This is a genomic window from Pseudomonas sp. GW821-FHT09D08, assembly GCF_059416305.1.
Map to the genome: position 1 here is coordinate 174263 of NZ_JBWKOX010000008.1, position 21232 is coordinate 195494.

The following is a 21232-nucleotide window of genomic DNA, read 5'->3' on the forward strand; positions in this document are numbered from 1 at the left end:
GATTACTCCCTGAACGATGGCAGGCTATTTAAGCCCGCCAAAACGCCGATAGAAACTTTCACCGACGTCCGGCAGCGGGCCGTCGGCCGTTTCCAGTGCACTGTTCAGCCACTCTTCGGCCTTGGTGTAGATCAACCGGTAAATATTGCGGCACAGCTGCCGTGCCGCACGCCCTTCCCAGTCCCCGGGCAATAGCTCATCGGGTAACTGCGGGTCGCGCAGCAGCAACTTTCGATATTCATGAATAAGCAGGATTCGCGCCAGGAAGCACTCCGAAGGCTGCAGATTCTCTTGCTCGCGAAGCGCTTGCCAGAGCGGGCGAAACAGCTGAATGAACTCACTGTAGTGGGCTGCCAGCTCCTCAATGCTCCAACTCTCGCGCACCTGCATGCGCAGCGCCTTGGTCGCCAACACATCCTGGGCGGTGGTTTCAAAAACGATGGTCTCTTCCTGGGCCCCCAAGTCGAGCAAGGTCGCGTTGACGTCAGCACGGTCGCTGCGTGGGCAAGCCAGTACCACCGGCGAAATTGCACCAAAACCTTGCCACTCCAGTTCTTCACGCACTTGTTTGCGCTTTTCCTGCGTCAACTGAGAGAGCATCACCAGGCACCAGGAACCGTCCCACGCCGGCACTGTGGAGCTGTACACACGCTTGAAGGCCTTGTCGAAGCGGCGCCGACCGGCGCCGGTGAGGCTGTAGTAGCTACGGCGACCGACTTTCTCGGCGGTCAGCCAGCCTTCCTTGGTCAGACGAAAGATCGAGGTACGGATCAGCCGTTCGTTGATACCGATTGGCTCGAGCAACTGGATCAGACTGCCGAGCCAGACTGTCCCGCCGTGGGGTTCGATGGCATCGCCGTACAAGGTGATGATCAGGGAGCTGGCGCGGATCGGTGTCTGTTCCTGGAAGCGGGTGATCAGATGGTTTAACGGTGTCAGGGACGACATGGGCGTACCGAGCTGAAAAAAAAGAAAAGGAATATACCGAAATCCTTGTGGGAGCGGGCTTGCTCGCTCCCACATTAGTTCAGCATTTACAGGGCGTTGACTTTTGGCCGCAAACCGCTGTCGCTGATACGCGGGCGGTCCGGTTCCGGTTCGCTCAGGGGTTCGCAGATTTGCATCTGCTCAAGGCAACGCTTGGCCAGTTGCTGGTACTCGCGGGTGCCCGCCTGCTTCCACGCCACTTCTTCATCGCTGAGAGTGCGTTTGACGCTGGCCGGGGCGCCCATGACCAACGACTGTTTCGCGCATTCGAATCCGGCCTTGACGAAGGCTGCCGCCGAGACGAATGAGCGCGGGCCAATGCGCGCGTTATCCATCACCACGGCATTCATGCCCACCAGCGCATCGGCGCCGATCCGGCAGCCGTGCAGCACGGCGCCATGACCGATATGGCCGTTGCGTTCGACCACGGTGTCGCTGTCCGGGAAACCGTGCATCACGCAGGTGTCCTGCAGATTGGCGCCCTCCTCCAGCACGATCCGGCCAAAGTCCCCGCGCAAACTCGCCAGCGGCCCGACGTAGCAATGGGGGCCGATGATCACGTCGCCGATCAGCACGGCAGACGGATGAACGTAAGCAGTGGGATCGACCACCGGGGTCAAACCATCGAGGCTGTAGCAGGTCATGGGACGTTCCTTTATGCGCAGTGCCGGGCGTTTTCGCAAAGCGATGCCGATATGAGTACATTTTGTATCACATCACTTTTACCAGCACAAAGACAAAAAACCGTATCACTTAATCCTGCATGGTCGAGCGCGCCTGTCGACGCCCCTTAACTCGTCATAAAAACCAATAAAATCGGGACAAAACCGCTAAGCGGCGCCTCCATGAAACCAGACACTCAAAACACACTGCCGATCAATAAGACACATTAAATCAGTTTTACTATTGTTTTTTCGTATCACGTTGCAGGTATACTCAGGCAAAACCGGTCCACCTGGCCGATCCAATAATCAGCTGGCATCACAGCCGAGCGTGCACCGTGAGGGCATCCGCCATGCCTCTAACACTTGCTGTCGAGTTCCTCGAGCCGGGCGTCCGCCTGATTACCCTGCAACGCCCGCAAGCACTGAATGCCCTGACCACCGAATTGCTCGGTGAACTGGCGGATGAATTGAGTGCAGCGCAAACCGATCCCGACACCCGCGCCGTGGTCCTGACTGGCAGCCGCAAAGCCTTCGCGGCCGGCGCCGATATCAAGGAAATGGCCGAGCGCAATCTGGTCGGCATCCTCAACGACCCACGCCAGGCGTCATGGCAGACCATCACCCGCTTCAACAAACCGCTGATCGCTGCGGTCAATGGCTTCGCCCTCGGCGGTGGCTGCGAACTGGCGATGCACGCCGACATCATTATTGCTGGCGAAGACGCCCGTTTCGGCCAGCCGGAAATCAATCTCGGGATCATGCCCGGCGCCGGTGGCACCCAACGCCTGCTGCGCGCCGTCGGTAAATCCATGGCCATGCAGATGGTCCTGACCGGCGAGGCGATCGACGCCCGCCAGGCCCAACGTGCCGGCCTGGTCAGTGAAGTGACCCAACCGGAATTCACCGTCGAACGCGCCCTGCAAATCGCCCGCAGCATTACCGGCAAAGCACCGCTGGCCGTGCGTCTGGCCAAGGAATCATTGCTCAAGGCCATGGACACCGACCTGGCTAGCGGCCTGCGCTTCGAACGCCATGCCTTCACCGTGCTGGCCGGCACCCGCGACCGCGATGAAGGCATCCGGGCCTTTCAGGAAAAGCGCACGCCGACCTTCATCGGGCAATAACCCAGTCAGCCCCTAATAAAAAAGCAGCGAACGACCTCTCAGAGAGCGCCATGACCATGAACTTCGAACACATCCTGTTTTCCATCGAGGCCGGCGTCGCCCTGCTCAGCCTCAATCGGCCGGACCAACTGAACAGCTTCAACGCGCAGATGCACGGCGAAGTGAAGGAAGCGCTGAAACAGGTCCGCCAGAATCCGGACGTGCGCGTCTTGCTGCTGACCGGTGAGGGTCGCGGCTTCTGCGCCGGGCAAGACCTCAGCGACCGCAATGTTGCACCGGGCAGCGCCGTGCCGGATCTGGGTGAGTCCATCGAGAAGTTCTACAACCCGCTGATCCGCCAACTGCGCGACCTGCCGCTGCCGGTAATCTGCGCGGTCAATGGCGTAGCGGCCGGGGCCGGGGCCAATATCCCGCTGGCCTGCGACCTCGTACTGGCGGCGCGTTCGTCGAGTTTCATCCAAGCCTTCTGCAAAATCGGCCTGATCCCCGATTCCGGCGGCACCTGGACCTTGCCGCGCCTGGTCGGCATGGCCCGCGCCAAGGCGCTGGCCTTGCTCGGCAATCGCTTGAGTGCCGAGCAAGCCGAGCAATGGGGGCTGATTTACCGCTGCGTGGATGACTCGGAACTGCGCAGTGAAGCCCTGACGCTTGCCCGTCATTTGGCCACGCAACCGACTTATGGTCTGGCACTGATCAAGCGCAGCCTGAACGCCAGCCTGAGCAACACGTTCGACGAGCAGCTGGAGCTGGAAAAGGACCTGCAACGCCTGGCCGGGCGCAGCGAGGATTACCGTGAGGGCGTCAGCGCTTTCATGGAAAAACGCAGCCCAAGTTTCAAGGGGCTCTGAGCCATGACTGCACTGAACACCAATGCACGCATCGCGGTGATCGGCGCCGGCGCCATGGGCGCCGGCATTGCGCAGGTCGCCGCACAGGCTGGCCATCCGGTGCTGTTGCTGGACAATCGCCCGGGCGCCGCTGCGCAGGCCATCGATGGCATTGACCGGCAACTGGGCAAACGCGTCGAAAACGGCAAGCTCTCGACCGAAGCACGCACTGCAACCATCGCCCGCCTTCAGGCTGTGGAAGCCATCGAAGCGCTGGCCGATTGCGAGCTGATCATCGAAGCCATCGTCGAGAACCTCGAGGTCAAACGCGCCCTCTTCCGTCAGTTGGAAAGCATCTGCGGCGAGCGCTGCATTCTCGCCAGCAACACCTCTTCGCTGTCAATTACCAGCATTGCCGCGCAACTGAATCACCCGCAACGCCTGCTCGGCCTGCACTTCTTCAACCCGGCGCCGGTCATGGCGCTAGTGGAAATCGTCTCGGGACTGGCCAGCGATTCTGCATTGGCCGAGTGTCTGTATGACACCGCCAAGGCCTGGGGCAAAAAACCGGTGCACACCCGCTCCACGCCGGGTTTCATCGTCAACCGCGTGGCCCGGCCGTTTTACGCCGAGAGCCTGCGCCTGCTTCAGGAAGGTGCCGCCGATTGCTCGACCCTCGATGCGTTGATGCGCGATGCCGGTGGTTTTGCCATGGGTGCGTTCGAGTTGACTGATTTGATTGGCCATGACGTTAACTACGCCGTGACCTGTTCAGTGTTCGACGCCTATTACGGTGACACGCGATTCCTGCCGTCACTGATCCAGAAAGAGCTGGTAGACGCCGGGCGGCTGGGACGAAAAAGCGGTCAGGGCTTCTATAGCTATGCCGACGGTGCCGAGCGTGCGCAGCCGACATTCATCAGAAGTGAACAATCCATTGAAACCTGCGTCGTGGAAGGCGATCTGGGCATCGCCCAAAACCTGATTCCCCGCTTGCGCGAACATGGCGTCGAAATAATCCGGCGCGATGGCCAAGGCTTGCTGCGGGTCGGCGACGCCGTGCTGGCGTTGAGCGACGGGCGTATAGCCAGTCAACGGGCCAATGAGGATGGTCTGCGCAATCTGATCCTGCTGGACCTGGCGCTCGACTATGGCAAGGCCAGTCGGATCGCCATCAGCTGCTCGGCAGGCATCGATCCATCCGCGTTCGAACAAGGCGTAGCGTTGCTGCAACGGGCCGGATTCAAAGTCAGCCTGCTCAGCGACAGCCCGGCCCTCGCCGTTTTACGCACCGTCGCCATGCTCGCCAACGAAGCCGCCGACGCCCTGCTGCAAGGCGTTGCCTCGGCCGCCGACATCGATCTGGCGATGCGCGCCGGGGTCAATTACCCCCAAGGCCCACTGGCCTGGGCCGATGTCATCTGCCTTTCGCAGATCCTCACCGTGCTGGAAAACCTGCAAGCCAGTTACGGCGAAGAACGCTATCGACCGTCGCTGCTATTGCGTCGTCGGGTCGCTGAAGGAAGGACATTCCATGACAAACCATGAAGCAATGAATCTGGCCAGCACCTGCGCGCAAGCGATGTTCAAGCGCGACGCCGCCAGCCAGGCAATGGGCATGCGCCTGCTCTCGGCGGCGCCCGGCTGTGCCCGCGTGGGCATGAACGTGCGCGCCGAGATGATTCAGGGTCACGGCACTTGCCACGGCGGCTACCTGTTCGCCCTCGCTGACTCGGCGTTTGCCTGCAACAGCTACAACGAGGCCACGGTGGCCATCGGTTGCAGCATCGACTACATCGCCCCGGCGCGCCTGGGCGACACCTTGACGGCCGATTGCACCTGATCGCCCTGTTCCATGGCAAATCCTACAAAGTGCGCGGCGCTGTGCTGACGCAGGAGAACCCGAATGAATGACGCCTTGATTATCGATGCGGTGCGGACCCCGATCGGCCGTTACGCCGGAGCCTTGAGCAGCGTGCGCGCCGACGACCTCGGCGCGGTGCCGCTGCGCGAACTGCTGCGCCGTCACCCGCAGGTCGACTGGAATGCCGTGGACGACGTGATCTACGGCTGCGCCAACCAGGCCGGCGAAGACAACCGCAACGTCGCGCGCATGTCGGCGCTGCTGGCCGGGTTGCCGGTCAGCGTGCCCGGCACCACGCTCAACCGCTTGTGCGGTTCCGGGCTGGATGCGATCGGCACGGCAGCGCGGGCGATTCGCTGTGGCGAGGCCGGGCTGATGCTGGTCGGCGGCGTCGAATCGATGTCCCGCGCACCGCTAGTGATGGGCAAGGCCGAGCAAGCGTTTTCCCGCGACGCGCAGCTCTACGACACCACGATTGGCTGGCGTTTCGTCAATCCGCTGATGAAAAAAACCTACGGCATCGACTCGATGCCGGAGACTGCCGAGAACGTCGCCGAGCAGTTCAACATCTCCCGCGCCGACCAGGATGCCTTTGCTTTGCGCAGCCAGCGGCGAGCCGCCGCAGCCCAGGACAGTGGACGTTTTGCCAAAGAAATCGTTGCAGTCGAAATCCCCCGGCGCGAAGGCCCGGCCAAAGTCGTCGAGCACGACGAGCACCCACGCGGCGAAACCACGCTGGAACAATTGCAGAAGCTCGGCACACCATTCCGCGAAGGCGGCAGCATCACCGCCGGCAATGCGTCCGGGGTCAATGACGGCGCTTGCGCACTGTTGCTGGCCAGCCCGGAAGTCGCCAAACGCCACGGCCTGAAAGCGCGCGGCCGGGTCGTCGCCATGGCCACCGCCGGGGTTGAACCACGCATCATGGGCATCGGCCCGGTCTCGGCGACGCGCAAGGTGCTGGAACTGGCCAACCTGAGTCTCGCGGACATGGACGTGATCGAACTCAACGAAGCCTTTGCCGCGCAAGGTCTGGCGGTACTGCGCGAACTCGGCCTGAGCGACACCGATGCGCGGGTCAACCCCAACGGTGGCGCAATTGCCCTCGGCCATCCGCTGGGGATGAGTGGCGCACGGCTGGTGACCACCGCCCTGCATGAACTGGAAGAACGTCAGGGTCGCTACGCCTTGTGCACCATGTGCATCGGCGTCGGCCAGGGCATCGCGCTGATCATCGAGCGCCTCTGCGACTAAAGAACCGCGATTCCCGAGGAGCCGAGAGGTATCCTTGGGGCATGCACTCAAAGCCCTTGTGCAAAAGGGCTGAAACACAAAAATAATTCGAGTGAAGTTATGAACATGCCAATTGCCAAAGCCGTGCTTGATCCCGTGCTGGACCCGATGGAAACCGCCAGCATCGACGAACTCCGTCAACACCAGCTGGAACGCCTGCGCTGGAGCCTGAACCACGCCTACAACAACGTGCCGCTGTACCGTCAACGCTTCGATGCGCTGGGCGTGCACCCGGATGACATCAAGTGCCTGGAGGATCTGGCGAAGTTTCCCTTCACCACCAAATCCGACCTGCGCGACAACTACCCCTACGGCATGTTTGCCGTGCCGATGCACGACGTGGTGCGCCTGCACGCGTCCAGCGGCACCACCGGCAAACCGACCGTCGTCGGCTACACCCAGAACGACATCGACACCTGGGCCAACGTGGTCACGCGTTCGATCCGCGCCGCTGGCGGGCGGCGTGGCGACAAAGTGCATATTTCCTATGGCTACGGCCTGTTCACCGGCGGCCTGGGTGCGCACTACGGTGCCGAACGCCTGGGCTGCACGGTGATTCCGATGTCTGGCGGCCAGACTGAAAAACAAGTGCAGCTGATCCGGGATTTCCAGCCGGACATCATCATGGTCACGCCGTCGTACATGCTCAACATCGCCGATGAAATCGAGCGTCAGGGCATTGATCCGCACAAGCTGGCTCTGCGTTTGGGCATCTTTGGCGCCGAGCCGTGGACCGCCGAACTGCGCAGCGCCATCGAGAACCGTTTGGGCATTACTGCGCTGGACATTTATGGTCTCTCGGAAATCATGGGGCCGGGTGTGGCCATGGAATGCGCGGAAACCAAGGACGGGCCGACGATTTGGGAAGATCACTTCTATCCGGAAATCATTGACCCGGTCACCGGTAAAGTGCTGCCGGACGGGCAGATGGGTGAACTGGTGTTCACCTCTCTGAGTAAAGAAGCCTTGCCGATGATCCGCTATCGCACCCGTGACCTGACACGTTTGCTGCCGGGGACTGCGCGGCCGATGCGGCGGATCGACAAGATCACCGGGCGCAGCGATGACATGCTGATCATTCGCGGGGTCAATGTGTTTCCGACGCAGATTGAGGAGCAGGTGCTGAAAATCAAACAGCTTTCAGAGTGTTATGAGATCCATCTGTATCGCAATGGGAATCTGGACAGTGTGGATGTGCATGTGGAGCTCAAGGCTGAGCATCAGCACCTGGGGGATGACCAGCAGAAGGCGGTTTGTGCGGAGTTGAGTCGGCATATCAAGACGTATATCGGGATCAGTTCGCGGATCGTTTTGCAGCCTGTGCATTCGATCAAGCGGTCTGAGGGGAAGGCTTGTCATGTGATGGATAAGCGCCCGAAAGCATGACTGCTGCACCCTTTATGGCCCCGCTTTTGCGGGGCTTTTTTTTGGGGTTTTTTTTAAGTTATCCCGGTTCCGCCATACGACACCGAATTGTAGGAGCTGGCTTGCCAGCGAAAGCGGTGGGACAGTCGACATATTTATCGCCTGAACGGGCCTTTTCGCTGGCAAGCCAGCTCCTACAGGGAAATGCGTCAGCGGCCGTTACCGCAGCAACGGATAAACCCCCAATTCAACCACTCATCCCAAAGCGATACAAAACACATACGACACGATATTTTCTGTTTGATATTAAATTCCGTATCGCTTATAAAGTTCTCCATGCCCTCGATAAGATTCAAGGCGGGAGACCCCCATGTACGCACAGCTTGTAGAAACCGGCGTAAAGCGCATCAAAGACCTGTCGGAGATGTCCGACCAGGAACGCGCCTTCCAGGAAAAAATCGATTCAGAAATCAAGATCGAAGCCAAAAACTGGATGCCTGATGCCTATCGTCAAACCCTGATCCGCCAGATCTCCCAGCACGCCCACTCGGAAATCGTCGGCATGCTGCCCGAAGGCAACTGGGTCACCCGCGCGCCAACGCTCAAACGCAAACTGCAATTGATGGCCAAGATTCAGGACGAAGCCGGCCATGGCCTGTACCTGTACAGCGCCATGGAAACCCTCGGCGCCGACCGCGATGAAGAAATCGCCAAGCTGCACAGCGGCAAGGCCAAGTACTCGAGCATCTTCAATTACCCGACGCTGAACTGGGCCGACATGGGCGCAGTGGGCTGGTTGGTGGATGGTGCGGCGATCGTCAATCAGGTGGTGTTGCAGCGCACCTCTTACGGCCCCTACTCCCGGGCCATGGTGCGGATCTGCAAGGAAGAAAGTTTCCACCAGCGCCAAGGCTACGAAATCCTCCTGACCATGATGCGCCACGGTAATCAGGCGCAAAAAGACATGGTCCAGGACGCGATCAACCGCCTGTGGTGGCCGTCGCTGATGATGTTCGGCCCGAGCGACGAACACTCGCCGAACAGCGCCCAATCCATGGCCTGGAAGATCAAGCGCCAGAGCAACGACGAACTGCGCCAGCGCTTCATCGACCAAACCATCCCGCAGCTTGAATTGCTGGGCTGCACCTGCCCCGATCCGGACCTGAAGTGGAACGCCGAGCGCGGCCATTACGACTTCGGCGAAATCCAGTGGAGCGAATTCTACGAAGTGCTCAAGGGCAACGGTCCGTGCAACCAGGAACGAGTGGCCACCCGCCGCAAAGCCATTGAAGACGGTGCCTGGGTCCGCGAAGCCGCGGTCGCCCACGCTCGCAAAAAACAGAACAAGAACGCCGCCTGATCGGCCCAACAAAACCGTGTAGGAGCTGCCGAAGACTGCGATCTTTTGATCCTGATCTTCAGCGATTCCAGAGCCGCCAAAAGATCGCAGGCTACGCCAGCTCATACAGGAGCCGCCCGCCAGCACTCAACGAACAGATGTGGAGTGAACGTCATGTCCCAATGGACCCTTTTTGAAGTCTTCGTGCGCAGCAAGCACGGCCTCAACCACAAGCATGTCGGCAGCGTGCATGCCGCCGACACCACCATGGCCATCGAAAACGCCCGCGAGCTCTACACCCGCCGCAGCGAAGGCGTGAGCCTGTGGGTGGTGCCTTCGGCGCTGATCACCGCCTCCTCCCCGGATGAAAAAGACCAGCTGTTCGACCCGGCGGACGACAAGGTCTATCGCCACGCCAGCTTCTACGAGCTGCCAGCCGAAGTCGGGCACATGTGAGGTCGACCATGAACAACAAGACTGATCTGATCGAATACCTGCTGCGCCTCGGCGACAGCGCCCTGATCCAGGGCCAGCGCCTGTGCCAATGGTGCGGCAAGGCCCCGGCGCTGGAAGAAGAGCTGGCGCTGATGAACGTCGGCCTCGACCTCGTCGGCCAGGCACGCAACTGGCTGGACTACGCCGCCGAACTGCTGGACGACGGGCGCGACGCCGACGACCTGGCGTTCCGCCGCGATGAGCGCGCCTATCGCAACCTGCTGCTGGTGGAACAACCCAACGGCGATTACGCGGTGACCATCCTCAAGCAATTCCTCTATGACGCCTGGCACCTGCAAGTGCTCAGCGGACTGAGCCAGTCCATTGACGAGCGAATCGCCGGGATTGCCGCCAAGGCAGTGAAGGAAGTCACCTATCACCTGCGTCGCTCCGGCGAGTGGGTTGAGCGCCTGGGTGACGGCACCGAGGAAAGCCACAAACGCATGCTCGCGGCCATCCCCGAGGTGTGGCGTTTCACGGTCGAACTGACCAGCGCCGATGACAGCGAACAACGTCTGTGCGAGGCCGGCATCACCCCGGACACCGCGCAGGTCGCGGCGGCGTGGCAAGCCAAAGTCAGCGAGATTTTCGCCAGCGCCACCCTGCCCGTGCCCGCCGCGCCGAGCTATTTCTACCTGAATGCACGCAAAGGCCTGCACACCGAACACCTGGGCATTTTGCTGGCCGAGATGCAGTTCCTGCCCCGAGCGTACCCCGATGCGACCTGGTGAGCTGATCGCCAGCGACCAGGGCGCACGGCCGGCACAACCGACCGACCTGGCCGCCGCGTGGGCGACCTTGGCGCAGGTCATGGACCCGGAAGTGCCGGTGGTCAGCGTGGTCGACCTCGGCATCGTTCGCGATCTCGATTGGCAGGCTGGGCATCTGCACGTGGTGGTCACACCGACCTACTCCGGCTGCCCCGCCACCGAAGTGATCGAAAGCGATATTCGCGACGCGCTGGAACTCGCCGGGTTCAGCGCTCCACAACTGGAGCGCAAATTGACCCCGGCCTGGACCACCGACTGGATCACCGACATTGGCCGCGAACGCCTGCGCGCCTATGGCATCGCACCGCCCGACGGCAGCACCAGCAAACGCAGCCTGCTCGGCGAAAGCCCGGTGATCGCCTGCCCGCAATGCGGCAGCACGCACACCGAAGTGCTCAGCGAGTTCGGCTCCACCGCCTGCAAGGCGTTGTACCGCTGCTGCGATTGCCGGGAACCGTTCGACTATTTCAAGTGCATCTGAGCGGCGATCGGCCGTCCCAGCTGGAGAATAAAAATGAGTAAATTTCACAGCCTGACCATCAAGGACGTGCACCCCGAGACCCGTGACGCGGTGTCCATCGCCTTCGACATTCCGCAGCACCTGCAAGACAGCTTTCACTTCACCCAGGGCCAGCACCTGGTGATGCGTACGCAGATGGACGGCGAAGAAGTGCGCCGCTCCTATTCAATCTGCACCGGGGTCAATGACGGTGAACTGCGCATCGCCATCAAGCGTGTGGCCGGCGGGCGTTTTTCCGCGTTTGCCAACGAACAGCTGAAAGCCGGGCACAGCCTGGAAGTGATGCCGCCAGCCGGGCACTTCCATGTCGAACTCGACCCGACTCGCCATGGCAACTACCTGGCAGTGGCGGCGGGCAGTGGCATCACGCCGATCCTGTCGATCATCAAGACCACCCTGCAAACCGAACCGCACAGCCGCGTCACGCTGCTGTATGGCAACCGTTCAAGCTCCGGCGCGTTGTTTCGCGAGCAACTTGAAGACTTGAAAAATCGCTATTTGCAGCGCCTGAACCTGATCTTCGTGTTCAGCCGCGAGCAGCAGGATGTGGACCTGTACAACGGCCGGATCAACGCCGAGAAGTGTGAGCAACTGTTCAGCCGCTGGCTCGACGTCAAAGCCCTCGACGCGGCGTTCATCTGCGGCCCGCAGGAGATGACCGAAACCGTTTGCGACAGCCTGAAAGCCAAAGGCATGCCGGCTGAACGCATCCACTTCGAACTGTTTGCCGCTGCCGGCAGCCCGCAAAAACGCCAAGCCCGCGAGGCCGCTCGCCAGGTGGATGCCGCCGTCAGCCAGATCACCGTGATCAGCGACGGTCGCGCCCTGGCCTTCGACCTGCCGCGCAACACGCAAAGCATCCTCGATGCCGGCAACACCCAAGGCGCCGAACTGCCTTATTCGTGCAAGGCCGGCGTGTGCTCGACCTGCAAATGCAAAGTCATCGAAGGCGAAGTGGAAATGGACAGCAACCACGCCCTGGAAGATTACGAAGTGGCCGCCGGCTATGTGCTGTCGTGCCAGGCATTCCCGATCAGTGACAAGGTCGTCCTGGATTTCGACCAACTCTAAAGCACCACACCCCACTGTAGGAGCTGGCTTGCCAGCGAAGAGGTCAGTGAGATCACCGTCGATCTTGAGGCCGCCTTCGCTGGCAAGCCAGCGCCTACAGAGGCGACCGCAATCCAGATTCACCCCACAACAAAAACAACAAACGAGAGCGCGCCATGCCCCCCAAAGACGTAGAACTCATCCGCCAGCACCCCGACTTCATCCAGTTGGTTCGCCGCAAACAGAACCTGTACTGGTCGCTGTCGCTGATCATGTTGGTGATCTATTTCGGCTTCGTCCTGCTGGTGGCGTTCTCCCCCAGCACCCTCGGCCAATCCCTGAGCGGCGGCGTGACCAGCGTCGGCATGCTGGTCGGTGTGGTGATCGTGGTGCTGGCGTTCGCACTGACGGGTTTCTACGTCTATCGCGCCAACAACGTGATCGATCCGCTCAACGAAAAGCTGAAACAGGAGTGCGCCCAATGAGCCGGCTTCTTGGATTATTCCTGCTGCCCCTGGCCTTTGTCGCGGACTTTGCGGCCGCAGCCGACGGCGCATCCCGTCCGCTGAACTGGAATGCGATCGGCATGTTCCTGGTGTTCGTCCTGTTCACTCTCGGCGTCACGCGTTGGGCGGCGTTGCGCACCCGTTCCGCCAGTGATTTCTACACCGCGGGCGGAGGCATGACCGGTTTCCAGAACGGCCTGGCGATTGCCGGCGACATGATCTCCGCAGCGTCCTTCCTCGGCATCTCGGCGATGATGTTCCTCAACGGCTATGACGGTTTGCTCTACGCACTGGGCGTGTTGGCGGGCTGGCCGATCATTCTGTTTTTGATCGCCGAGCGCCTGCGCAACCTCGGCAAATACACCTTCGCCGACGTGGTCTCCTATCGCCTGGAGCAAACTCCGGTACGCCTGACCTCGGCCTTCGGCACCCTGACCGTCGCGTTGATGTACCTGGTGGCGCAGATGGTTGGCGCCGGCAAGCTGATCGAGTTGCTGTTCGGTATCGATTACCTCTACGCGGTGATGCTGGTCGGCGTGTTGATGGTGTTTTACGTGACCTTCGGCGGTATGCTCGCCACTACGTGGGTGCAGATCATCAAAGCTGTGATGCTGCTGTTCGGCACCACGTTCATGGCCTTCATGGTGCTCAAGCATTTCGGTTTCAGCACCGAAGCGATGTTCGCCGGCGCCACCGCCGTGCATGCCAAAGGCAACGCAATCATGGCGCCTGGCGGTTTGCTATCGAACCCGATCGATGCAATCTCGCTGGGGCTGGGCATGATGTTCGGCACCGCCGGCCTGCCGCATATCCTGATGCGTTTCTTCACCGTCAGCGATGCCAAGGAAGCGCGCAAAAGCGTGTTCTACGCCACCGGTTTTATCGGCTACTTCTACTTGCTGCTGATCATCGTCGGCTTCGGCGCAATCGTCATGGTTGGCACCGATCCAGCGTTCCGTGATGCCAGCGGCGCAATCATCGGCGGCGGCAACATGATCGCCGTGCACCTGGCGCAAGCCGTCGGCGGCAACCTGTTCCTCGGCTTCATCTCAGCGGTTGCTTTCGCGACCATTTTGGCGGTGGTCGCCGGGTTGGCGTTGTCCGGCGCGTCGGCGGTATCCCACGACTTGTATGCCTGCGTGATGCGCAAGGGCAAGGCCAGCGAGCAGCAGGAAATACGCGTCTCACGGATTGCCACGCTGTGCATCGGTGTTCTGGCGATCATCCTCGGCCTGTTGTTCGAATCGCAGAACATTGCCTTCCTCTCCGGCCTGGTGCTGGCCATCGCCGCGTCGGTGAATTTCCCGGTGTTGTTCCTTTCGATGTACTGGAAAGGCCTGACTACCCGCGGCGCGGTCACCGGCAGTCTGGCCGGGCTGACCTCGGCGATTGTGCTGCTGGTGCTGAGCCCGGCGGTGTGGGTCAACGTGCTGCATCACGACAAAGCCCTGTTCCCCTACTCCAACCCCGCGCTGTTCTCCATGAGCCTGGCCTTCTTGAGCGCCTGGGTGTTTTCCGTCACCGACACCTCGCCCCGTGCCGCCCTTGAGCGTGGTCGTTATCTGGCGCAGTTCATCCGTTCGATGACGGGCATCGGCGCCTCCGGCGCCAGCAAGCACTAAACAACGACTGATCCGATGGCAGGGAATAAAAACAATGAAGCCCGCACGTACCGCACCTTACGAATCACTGTTTTCGTTAGCCGCCGCATTGAGTCTGCCCATGGTCGCACCCTGCGTCATGGCCGACTTCATCGACGACAGCAAGGCCCGTATTGAAATGCGCAACCACTACATCAATCGCGATTTCCGTCAGGACAACGCGCCACAATCCAAGGCTGAGGAATGGGCGCAGGGCTTCACCGCGCGCATCGAGTCCGGGTTCACCGACGGCACCTTCGGTTTCGGGCTCGACGCGCTTGGGGAGCTTGGATTGAAACTTGATTCCAGCGCGGATCGCCGTGGCACCGGGCTGTTGCCGTTTGGCCCGACCAGCCACGAGCCGGCTGACGAGTTCAGCCAACTGGGGCTGACCGGCAAGCTGCGGGTGTCCAAAAGCGTGTTGAAACTCGGCACCCTGCAACCCTTGCTGCCGGTGGCGACCTACAACGACACTCGCCTGCTGGGTTCGACCTTTGAGGGTAGCTTGCTGACCAGCCAGGAAATCAGTGGCCTGACAGTCAATGCCGGGCGCCTGACCAAGGCCAACCTGCGGGACTCCTCCAGCAACGATGACATCGGCTTCGGCGCCGCCAGCAGCGATCACTTCGACTTCGCCGGCGGCAACTACGCTTTCAGTCCGCAACTGAACCTGAGCTACTACTACGGCAAGCTCGATCAGATCTATCGCCAACAGTTCGTCGGGCTGGTGCACACCCAACCGCTGGGCAACGGTTTCAACCTGCGCAGCGACATTCGTTATTTCGACAGCCGCGGCGATGGCGCCGAGCGTGCCGGGGGCATCGACAACCGCAATTTCAACGGCATGTTCACCGTGTCCCATGGTACTCACAAGGTCAGTGCTACCTATCAGCAGTTGTCCGGCGACAGCGCCTTTCCGTTCCTCAACGGCGGCGATCCGTACGTAGTCAACCTGGTGACCTTCAACACCTACACCCGTGCCGACGAGGACTCCTGGCAGCTGCGTTACGACTATGACTTCGCGGCGCAAGGCATTCCCGGCCTGACCTTCATGACCCGTTACACCGACGGCAACCACGTCAAGGCCGGCAGCGTCGACAACGGCCGCGAGCGGGAACGCGACACCGACATCAGTTACGTGATCCAGAGCGGCGTGTTTAAGGACGTCAGCCTGCGCTGGCGCAACGTGACCTTCCGTTCCGGCAATGGCTTGACCACCGACCTCGACGAGAACCGGCTGATTGTCGGTTACACCCTGGCGCTTTGGTAATTTCTGAATGGCGTGGTGACAGCCACGCCACCTTATTTTCACAACCCGGAGGAATCGTGATGCCTCACGCCCCTACCCTGCAAAGTTTCACCGCCGGTCGCTGGATCGGTCAACACGGTGCTCAGGTGCTGCGCAGCGCCATCGACGGCCATGAGATTGCGCGTACCCACGAAGAACGCCCGGACTTCGCCGAAGCCATCGAGCACGGTCGCCGCCAAGGCGTCAGCGGGCTGATGGCGCTGGACTTCCAGCAACGCGCGCAGCGTCTCAAGGCCCTGGCCTTGTACCTGAGCGAACGCAAGGAACAGCTCTACGCGATCTCCCATCACAGCGGCGCCACCCGCGCCGACAGCTGGATCGACATTGAAGGCGGCAACAGCACGCTGTTCACCTACGCCAGCCTCGGCTCCCGGGAATTGCCCTCGGGCAACATCGTCCACGAAGGCCCGGCGATGCAACTGAGCAAACTCGGCACCTTCGCCGGCACCCACATTCTGGTGCCACGCGGAGGCCTGGCAGTGCACATCAACGCGTTCAACTTCCCGATCTGGGGCATGTTGGAAAAGTTCGCCCCGAGCTTTCTCGCCGGCATGCCGTGCATCGTCAAACCGGCCAGCGCCACCAGCTACCTGACCGAAGCCGTGGTGCGGCTGATGGACGAATCCGGTTTGCTCCCGGCGGGCAGCCTGCAATTGATCATCGGCAGCACCGGTGATTTGCTCGATCGCCTGCAAGGCCAGGACGTGGTGACCTTCACCGGTTCCGCCGACACCGCCGCCAAGCTGCGGGTCAACCCGAACCTGATCCACAATTCGGTGCCGTTCAATGCTGAAGCCGACTCGCTGAACTGCGCAATCCTCGCCCCGGACGTGACCCCGGACGACGAAGAGTTCGAGCTGTTCATCAAAGAAGTCGCGCGCGAGATGACTACCAAGGCCGGGCAGAAATGCACCGCCATCCGCCGCGCGATTGTCCCGGCCAAACACATTGATGCCGTTGCCACTCGCTTGCGCGATCGACTGAAAAAAGTCGTGGTCGGTGACCCGTCGGTGGAAGGCGTGCGCATGGGCCCGTTAGCCTCCCACGATCAACAAACAGACGTCGCCGAGCGCCTGGAAAGCCTGTTGCAGAGCAGCGATCTGTTGTACGGCGCCCGCGACGGTTTCGAACCGCGCGGTGAAAACGTCAGCCAGGGTGCATTCTTCGCGCCGACCCTGTTGCAGGCCCACGACCCACACGCCGAAGGCGGCGCTCACGACATCGAAGCGTTTGGTCCGGTCAGCACCTTGATGGCTTACGACGACCTGGACGAAGCACTGGTTCTGGCCGCTCGCGGCAAGGGCAGCCTGGTGGCCAGTCTGATCACCAAGGACCCACAAATCACCGCCAAGGCCATCCCGGTTGCCGCTGCCTGGCACGGACGCTTGCTGGTGCTGGACCGCGAATCCGCCGCCGAATCCACCGGCCACGGCTCGCCCCTGCCACAACTCAAGCACGGCGGCCCGGGTCGTGCCGGTGGCGGTGAAGAACTCGGCGGCTTGCGCGCGGTGAAACACTACCTGCAACGCGCCGCGGTGCAAGGCTCGCCGACCATGCTCGCCGCCGTCACCGGCGAATACGTGCGTGGCGCCAAGGTCATCGAAACCGAAGTGCACCCGTTCCGCCGCTTCTTCCAGGATTTGCAGATTGGCGAATCGCTGCTCACCCATCGTCGCACCGTGACCGAGGCCGATCTGGTGAACTTCGGTTGCCTGTCCGGCGACCACTTCTACATGCACTTCGACGACATCGCCGCCAAGGAATCGCAATTCGGCAAACGCATCGCCCACGGCTACTTCGTGCTGTCGGCCGCAGCCGGTCTGTTCGTGTCCCCGGCGCCCGGCCCGGTCCTGGCCAACTACGGCCTCGACACCCTGCGCTTCATCAACCCGGTGGGCATCGGCGACACCATCCAGGCGCGACTGACCTGCAAACGCAAAATCGACCAGGGCAAAAAGAGCCCGCAGGGGATTCCACAGGGCGTGGTGGCGTGGGATGTGGAAGTGACCAATCAATTGGGAGAACTGGTGGCCGGCTATGACATTTTGACTTTGGTGGTGAAGCGCGAGGAGTAATCCGACCAAAGCCTTGAATGGCCAAGCCCGCTTTCGCAGCCCCACACACGTTGTGGGGATGCATCTAACTTGAGCAGGCACCTAGCGACGCCCCGTCATTTACGAGTGATTCGTGCACCGCGAATGACAGTCAGTAACTGAAATCATGCCCCAACTCTTTCTGCATCCATTCCAGGAATCGTCTGACCCTGGGAAAGTTTGAGTGGGCTCTGGGAAAGACCAGATGATGAGCGGTAATGGGGGCACTCAGTTCCGGGGCAACCTCGACCAAGTCACCGCGCGCGAGATAATCCTGCGCCAGCAGCGTGCTTTCCAGAGCAAAACCAAGCCCATGGCTGGCAGCCTCGAGCGTCATGTAAGACCGGTCGAAGCTCAGCGAATAGGGTTTTTCAGGACGTGACAAGCCATGTTGTGCAAACAGCTGTGGCCACTTGATCAGCGTGGCCTCCGAAAGGATCAGATTGCTGTCCAGCAGATCCGCGACCATTCGGATCGGGTGCTTTTCCAACAGTTTCGGGGACGCCATCACCGCAATTTTTTCATCACGTATCGTTCGCACTTCGAAACTCGGCCAATTGGGCATCCCATGGCGGATGTCGACATCGATCTTGTCTCGACTGAAGTGCAGTGATTCGTAGGAACACGAGAGGTTGAGCTGAATATCGGGATGACTCTGGCGAAACTGCTCCAGACGCGGCATCAGCCATAACAGGCCAAAACTGGGCGACGAGTGCAATCGCAGACAATCAAGACTGACGTCACTGGCGGCGCGTTCGGTGGCCACAGCAAGACTGTGCAGAATGCCGGAAACCTCAGTGAGGTATTGCTCGCCGATCGGGGTCAGCGTCACGCCTCTGGCCGTTCTGAAAAATAACTGTCGACCGATCATCGCCTCCAGTTTGGCCAACTGGTGGCTGACCGCCGAGGGTGTCAGATCAAGCAGTTCAGCGGCGCGGGCGACGTTGCCGAAGCGTGCCGTCTGTTCAAAGGCCTGAATGGCTTTCAGGGGTGGCAGGATTGAAGGTACATCGCCAGGTGAACTCATGATTATTGTTATTCCGCTGCAAGTGGCTTGGGCCGGGCGTGCAGCTATTCAAACATCGGAACAGGTCGTTGGCGAGTGCTGAATATTTTTCAGCACCCCGTGAAATTCGCGTTATTGCTCAAGGTTTCCCTGGAGAACAAGCTGAGCCATCGATTCGTTTCGGGTCGACCCAATAACAACAATCAGAGGTACCCTCCCATGCTTCTTCAAGGCAAGGTCGCGATCATCACCGGTGCAGCTTCAGCACGTGGCATTGGCCGGGCAACAGCGATCACTTTCGCGCAACAAGGCGCTCGCGTCGTGATACTCGATCTGGATGAATCCGCTGCACGTGATGCCGCTGCTTCCCTGGGCGAAGGTCATCTTGGTCTCGCAGCCAACGTCGCTGACGAATCGCAGGTTCAGCAAGCAGTCGCCAAAATCATCGAGCATTTCGGCCGCATCGATATTCTCGTCAACAACGCCGGCATCACCCAACCGCTCAAGACCCTGGACATCCGCCCTGCCGATTACGACAAGGTGCTGGACGTCAGTCTGCGCGGTACTCTGCTCATGTCGCAGGCAGTGATTCCAACCATGCGTCAACAGTCCTCCGGCAGCATCGTGTGCATGTCGTCCGTTTCCGCCCAACGGGGCGGTGGCATTTTCGGTGGCCCTCATTACAGTGCCGCCAAAGCGGGCGTGCTGGGTCTGGCCAAAGCCATGGCGCGCGAACTCGGGCCGGACAAGGTACGCGTCAACTCGATTGCTCCCGGGTTGATTCACACCGACATCACCGGCGGCCTCATGCAGGACGAGCGCCGGCACGCGATCATCGAAGGCATTCCTCTGGGACGCCTGGGTGAGGCACAGGATGTGGCCAATGCGGCGCTGTTTCTGGCCAGCGACCTGTCCTCCTACCTGACCGGCATCACGCTGGATGTGAACGGCGGAATGCTGATTCACTGATGACACCTGGCGGGCTTCACGGCCCGTGCGGTTCTGGATCGACGATGCAGCCGGGCCTCATGGCCTGGCGGTCAATAAAAACAAGAGATCAGACCATCATGACAACCTTGTCGCTCGAAGCGGTTTCGACCGTGCGCTCCAACGCCTACCGTAAAACCGCGTGGCGGTTGATGCCTTTTCTGATGCTGTGCTACCTGTGCGCCTATCTTGATCGGGTCAATGTCGGTTTTGCCAAGCTGCAAATGATGAACGATCTGGCACTCAGCGAAACGGTCTACGGACTGGGCGCGGGCATGTTCTTCATCGGCTATTTCCTGTGTGAAGTGCCCAGCAACATCATTCTCCACAAGGTCGGTGCGCGTATCTGGATTGCCCGCATCATGATCACCTGGGGCATCATTTCCGCCCTGTTCGCCTTTGTCGAAACTGCCTGGCAATTCTATGCCCTGCGTTTTCTGCTCGGCATCGCCGAAGCCGGCCTGGCACCGGGCCTGTTGCTGTACCTGACCTATTGGTTTCCTTCTTACCGTCGGGCGCGCATGACCGTGCTGTGGTTTATCGCCATTCCGCTGTCGGGAATGGTGGGTGGCCCACTCTCCGGCTGGATCATGAACCACTTCGCCGGTGTGCATGGCTGGGCTGGCTGGCAATGGATGTTCGTGCTGGAGGCGGTGCCCACGGTCGTTGTCGGGTTGCTGGTGCTGAGCTATCTCAAGGACGGCGTGCATCAGGCCAGTTGGCTCGATGATGACGAGAAAGCACTGATCAGTCGCGAACTGGCCGAGGACGACCAGCAGAAAGTCACCCATGCCTCGGTAGGCGAGTTCATCCGCGATCGTCGTCTGTGGTTGCTGGCCGGCATCTACTTCTGCGTGGTGATGGGTCAGTACGCCATCACCTTCTGGCTACCGACCCTGGTGCGTAACGCAGGGGTTTCCGATCCGCTGCACATCGGCTTCCTGACCAGCCTGCCCTACCTCTGTGCGATTGTGGCCATGCTGTATGCCGGACGCAGCGGCGACAAACATCGTGAGCGCCGCTGGCATCTCATTGTACCGATGATCGCGGGTGCTATCGGGCTGAGCCTGGCAGCTCTGATGGGGGGGAATATAACGCTCTCCATTCTCAGCCTTTGCCTGGCCGCTTCCGGAATTCTGTCGGCGACGTCGCTGTTCTGGATGCTACCCACCACGCTGCTGGGTGGCGTGTCCGCCGCCGCAGGCATCGCGGCGGTCAACAGCTTCGCCAACCTCGCCGGCTTCTGCTCGCCTTACCTGATCGGCTGGATCACCACACAGACCGGCTCCAGCGCCATCGGCATGTACCTGATCACCGGCGTACTGCTGTTCGGTGCCACGCTGGTGCTGCGCATCCCCGCCGCCTTGGTCAATCGTTGACTTATTGGAGTTT

At 60.8% G+C, this 21232-nt stretch carries 19 protein-coding genes and 1 pseudogene; 17 read left to right on the forward strand and 3 right to left on the reverse strand.

Going from position 1 to position 21232, the window contains the following annotated elements; translation table 11 throughout:
- Window positions 1-24: 24 nt before the first annotated feature.
- Together paaX and paaY are read right to left on the reverse strand one after the other, a co-directional pair.
- The gene (gene paaX, locus AC07OP_RS16520) at window positions 25-948 is read right to left on the reverse strand and encodes a phenylacetic acid degradation operon negative regulatory protein PaaX (protein WP_495101868.1); all 924 of its coding nucleotides are present in this window, start codon (window positions 946-948) and stop codon (window positions 25-27) included.
- Window positions 949-1034: 86 nt separating this feature from the next.
- Window positions 1035-1631, reverse strand: coding sequence for a phenylacetic acid degradation protein PaaY (gene paaY, locus AC07OP_RS16525; RefSeq protein ID WP_495101867.1), 597 nt, complete (start codon window positions 1629-1631; stop codon window positions 1035-1037).
- 371 nt (window positions 1632-2002) lie between these two features.
- On the opposite strand from paaY, the gene paaF reads away from it, so the two are divergent.
- The 15 genes and pseudogenes from paaF to paaZ all read left to right on the forward strand — a co-directional run bounded on the left by paaF (window position 2003) and on the right by paaZ (window position 17829).
- Complete coding sequence (paaF, locus tag AC07OP_RS16530; RefSeq protein WP_495101866.1) at window positions 2003-2776, forward strand: 2,3-dehydroadipyl-CoA hydratase PaaF; 774 nt, start codon at window positions 2003-2005, stop codon at window positions 2774-2776.
- A 56-nt stretch (window positions 2777-2832) separates the two neighbouring features.
- Window positions 2833-3624, forward strand: coding sequence for a 2-(1,2-epoxy-1,2-dihydrophenyl)acetyl-CoA isomerase PaaG (gene paaG / locus AC07OP_RS16535; RefSeq protein ID WP_495101948.1), 792 nt, complete (start codon window positions 2833-2835; stop codon window positions 3622-3624).
- A 3-nt stretch (window positions 3625-3627) separates the two neighbouring features.
- Complete coding sequence (gene paaH, locus AC07OP_RS16540) at window positions 3628-5151, forward strand: 3-hydroxyacyl-CoA dehydrogenase PaaH (protein WP_495101865.1); 1524 nt, start codon at window positions 3628-3630, stop codon at window positions 5149-5151.
- A pseudogene (locus AC07OP_RS16545) lies at window positions 5138-5517 on the forward strand (hotdog fold thioesterase). Before paaH ends, AC07OP_RS16545 begins: the two are co-directional and overlap by 14 nt.
- A complete protein-coding gene (pcaF, locus tag AC07OP_RS16550; RefSeq protein WP_495101864.1) occupies window positions 5510-6721 on the forward strand; it encodes a 3-oxoadipyl-CoA thiolase in 1212 nt (403 codons plus the stop codon). The pseudogene AC07OP_RS16545 and the gene pcaF overlap by 8 nt, the downstream one beginning before the upstream one ends.
- A 99-nt stretch (window positions 6722-6820) precedes the next feature.
- Window positions 6821-8146 (forward strand): phenylacetate--CoA ligase PaaK, encoded by a 1326-nt coding sequence (gene paaK / locus AC07OP_RS16555; protein WP_495101863.1) that lies wholly within the window; start codon window positions 6821-6823, stop codon window positions 8144-8146.
- Between the two features lie 349 nt (window positions 8147-8495).
- Window positions 8496-9485, forward strand: coding sequence for a 1,2-phenylacetyl-CoA epoxidase subunit PaaA (gene paaA, locus AC07OP_RS16560; protein ID WP_047527409.1), 990 nt, complete (start codon window positions 8496-8498; stop codon window positions 9483-9485).
- A 153-nt stretch (window positions 9486-9638) separates the two neighbouring features.
- Window positions 9639-9920 carry a 1,2-phenylacetyl-CoA epoxidase subunit PaaB gene (gene paaB / locus AC07OP_RS16565; protein WP_495101862.1) on the forward strand — a complete coding sequence of 94 codons (282 nt, stop codon included), beginning with the start codon at window positions 9639-9641 and terminating at the stop codon, window positions 9918-9920.
- Window positions 9921-9928: 8 nt separating this feature from the next.
- Entirely contained in the window at window positions 9929-10690 is a 762-nt protein-coding gene (gene paaC / locus AC07OP_RS16570) for a 1,2-phenylacetyl-CoA epoxidase subunit PaaC (protein WP_495101861.1), read from the forward strand.
- Window positions 10677-11210, forward strand: coding sequence for a 1,2-phenylacetyl-CoA epoxidase subunit PaaD (paaD, locus tag AC07OP_RS16575; protein WP_495101860.1), 534 nt, complete (start codon window positions 10677-10679; stop codon window positions 11208-11210). Before paaC ends, paaD begins: the two co-directional genes overlap by 14 nt.
- A 33-nt stretch (window positions 11211-11243) precedes the next feature.
- Window positions 11244-12320, forward strand: a complete 1077-nt coding sequence (paaE, locus tag AC07OP_RS16580) for a 1,2-phenylacetyl-CoA epoxidase subunit PaaE (protein WP_495101859.1) — start codon at window positions 11244-11246, stop codon at window positions 12318-12320.
- Window positions 12321-12475: 155 nt separating this feature from the next.
- Complete coding sequence (locus AC07OP_RS16585; RefSeq protein WP_495101858.1) at window positions 12476-12784, forward strand: DUF485 domain-containing protein; 309 nt, start codon at window positions 12476-12478, stop codon at window positions 12782-12784.
- On the forward strand, window positions 12781-14427 hold the full coding sequence (locus tag AC07OP_RS16590; RefSeq protein ID WP_495101857.1) for a cation acetate symporter: 1647 nt from the start codon (window positions 12781-12783) through the stop codon (window positions 14425-14427). Before AC07OP_RS16585 ends, AC07OP_RS16590 begins: the two co-directional genes overlap by 4 nt.
- A 34-nt stretch (window positions 14428-14461) precedes the next feature.
- Window positions 14462-15715, forward strand: a complete 1254-nt coding sequence (locus AC07OP_RS16595; protein WP_495101856.1) for an OprD family porin — start codon at window positions 14462-14464, stop codon at window positions 15713-15715.
- 59 nt (window positions 15716-15774) lie between these two features.
- On the forward strand, window positions 15775-17829 hold the full coding sequence (paaZ, locus tag AC07OP_RS16600; RefSeq protein WP_495101855.1) for a phenylacetic acid degradation bifunctional protein PaaZ: 2055 nt from the start codon (window positions 15775-15777) through the stop codon (window positions 17827-17829).
- 130 nt (window positions 17830-17959) lie between these two features.
- On the opposite strand, the gene AC07OP_RS16605 is transcribed toward paaZ, so the two are convergent.
- Complete coding sequence (locus AC07OP_RS16605; protein WP_495101854.1) at window positions 17960-18874, reverse strand: LysR substrate-binding domain-containing protein; 915 nt, start codon at window positions 18872-18874, stop codon at window positions 17960-17962.
- 198 nt (window positions 18875-19072) lie between these two features.
- Between AC07OP_RS16605 and AC07OP_RS16610 the strand changes: the two genes are divergently transcribed.
- Together AC07OP_RS16610 and AC07OP_RS16615 are read left to right on the forward strand one after the other, a co-directional pair.
- Window positions 19073-19822: an SDR family NAD(P)-dependent oxidoreductase gene (locus tag AC07OP_RS16610; RefSeq protein WP_495101853.1), complete on the forward strand. Its 750-nt coding sequence runs from the start codon at window positions 19073-19075 to the stop codon at window positions 19820-19822.
- A gap of 98 nt (window positions 19823-19920) precedes the next feature.
- Window positions 19921-21219, forward strand: a complete 1299-nt coding sequence (locus AC07OP_RS16615; RefSeq protein ID WP_495101852.1) for an MFS transporter — start codon at window positions 19921-19923, stop codon at window positions 21217-21219.
- The last annotated feature ends 13 nt before the right edge of the window (window positions 21220-21232 follow it).

Coding starts and splice junctions, on each gene's coding strand:
- paaB (WP_495101862.1), top strand. CDS start 9,639: ATGTCCCAATGGACCCTTTTTGAAGTCTTCGTGCGCAGCAAGCACGGC.
- AC07OP_RS16595 (WP_495101856.1), top strand. CDS start 14,462: ATGAAGCCCGCACGTACCGCACCTTACGAATCACTGTTTTCGTTAGCC.
- paaX (WP_495101868.1), bottom strand. CDS start 948: ATGTCGTCCCTGACACCGTTAAACCATCTGATCACCCGCTTCCAGGAA.
- paaD (WP_495101860.1), top strand. CDS start 10,677: ATGCGACCTGGTGAGCTGATCGCCAGCGACCAGGGCGCACGGCCGGCA.
- AC07OP_RS16585 (WP_495101858.1), top strand. CDS start 12,476: ATGCCCCCCAAAGACGTAGAACTCATCCGCCAGCACCCCGACTTCATC.
- AC07OP_RS16590 (WP_495101857.1), top strand. CDS start 12,781: ATGAGCCGGCTTCTTGGATTATTCCTGCTGCCCCTGGCCTTTGTCGCG.
- paaK (WP_495101863.1), top strand. CDS start 6,821: ATGAACATGCCAATTGCCAAAGCCGTGCTTGATCCCGTGCTGGACCCG.
- paaA (WP_047527409.1), top strand. CDS start 8,496: ATGTACGCACAGCTTGTAGAAACCGGCGTAAAGCGCATCAAAGACCTG.
- paaG (WP_495101948.1), top strand. CDS start 2,833: ATGAACTTCGAACACATCCTGTTTTCCATCGAGGCCGGCGTCGCCCTG.
- paaH (WP_495101865.1), top strand. CDS start 3,628: ATGACTGCACTGAACACCAATGCACGCATCGCGGTGATCGGCGCCGGC.
- paaF (WP_495101866.1), top strand. CDS start 2,003: ATGCCTCTAACACTTGCTGTCGAGTTCCTCGAGCCGGGCGTCCGCCTG.
- AC07OP_RS16615 (WP_495101852.1), top strand. CDS start 19,921: ATGACAACCTTGTCGCTCGAAGCGGTTTCGACCGTGCGCTCCAACGCC.
- paaY (WP_495101867.1), bottom strand. CDS start 1,631: ATGACCTGCTACAGCCTCGATGGTTTGACCCCGGTGGTCGATCCCACT.
- paaE (WP_495101859.1), top strand. CDS start 11,244: ATGAGTAAATTTCACAGCCTGACCATCAAGGACGTGCACCCCGAGACC.
- paaC (WP_495101861.1), top strand. CDS start 9,929: ATGAACAACAAGACTGATCTGATCGAATACCTGCTGCGCCTCGGCGAC.
- pcaF (WP_495101864.1), top strand. CDS start 5,510: ATGAATGACGCCTTGATTATCGATGCGGTGCGGACCCCGATCGGCCGT.
- AC07OP_RS16605 (WP_495101854.1), bottom strand. CDS start 18,874: ATGAGTTCACCTGGCGATGTACCTTCAATCCTGCCACCCCTGAAAGCC.
- paaZ (WP_495101855.1), top strand. CDS start 15,775: ATGCCTCACGCCCCTACCCTGCAAAGTTTCACCGCCGGTCGCTGGATC.
- AC07OP_RS16610 (WP_495101853.1), top strand. CDS start 19,073: ATGCTTCTTCAAGGCAAGGTCGCGATCATCACCGGTGCAGCTTCAGCA.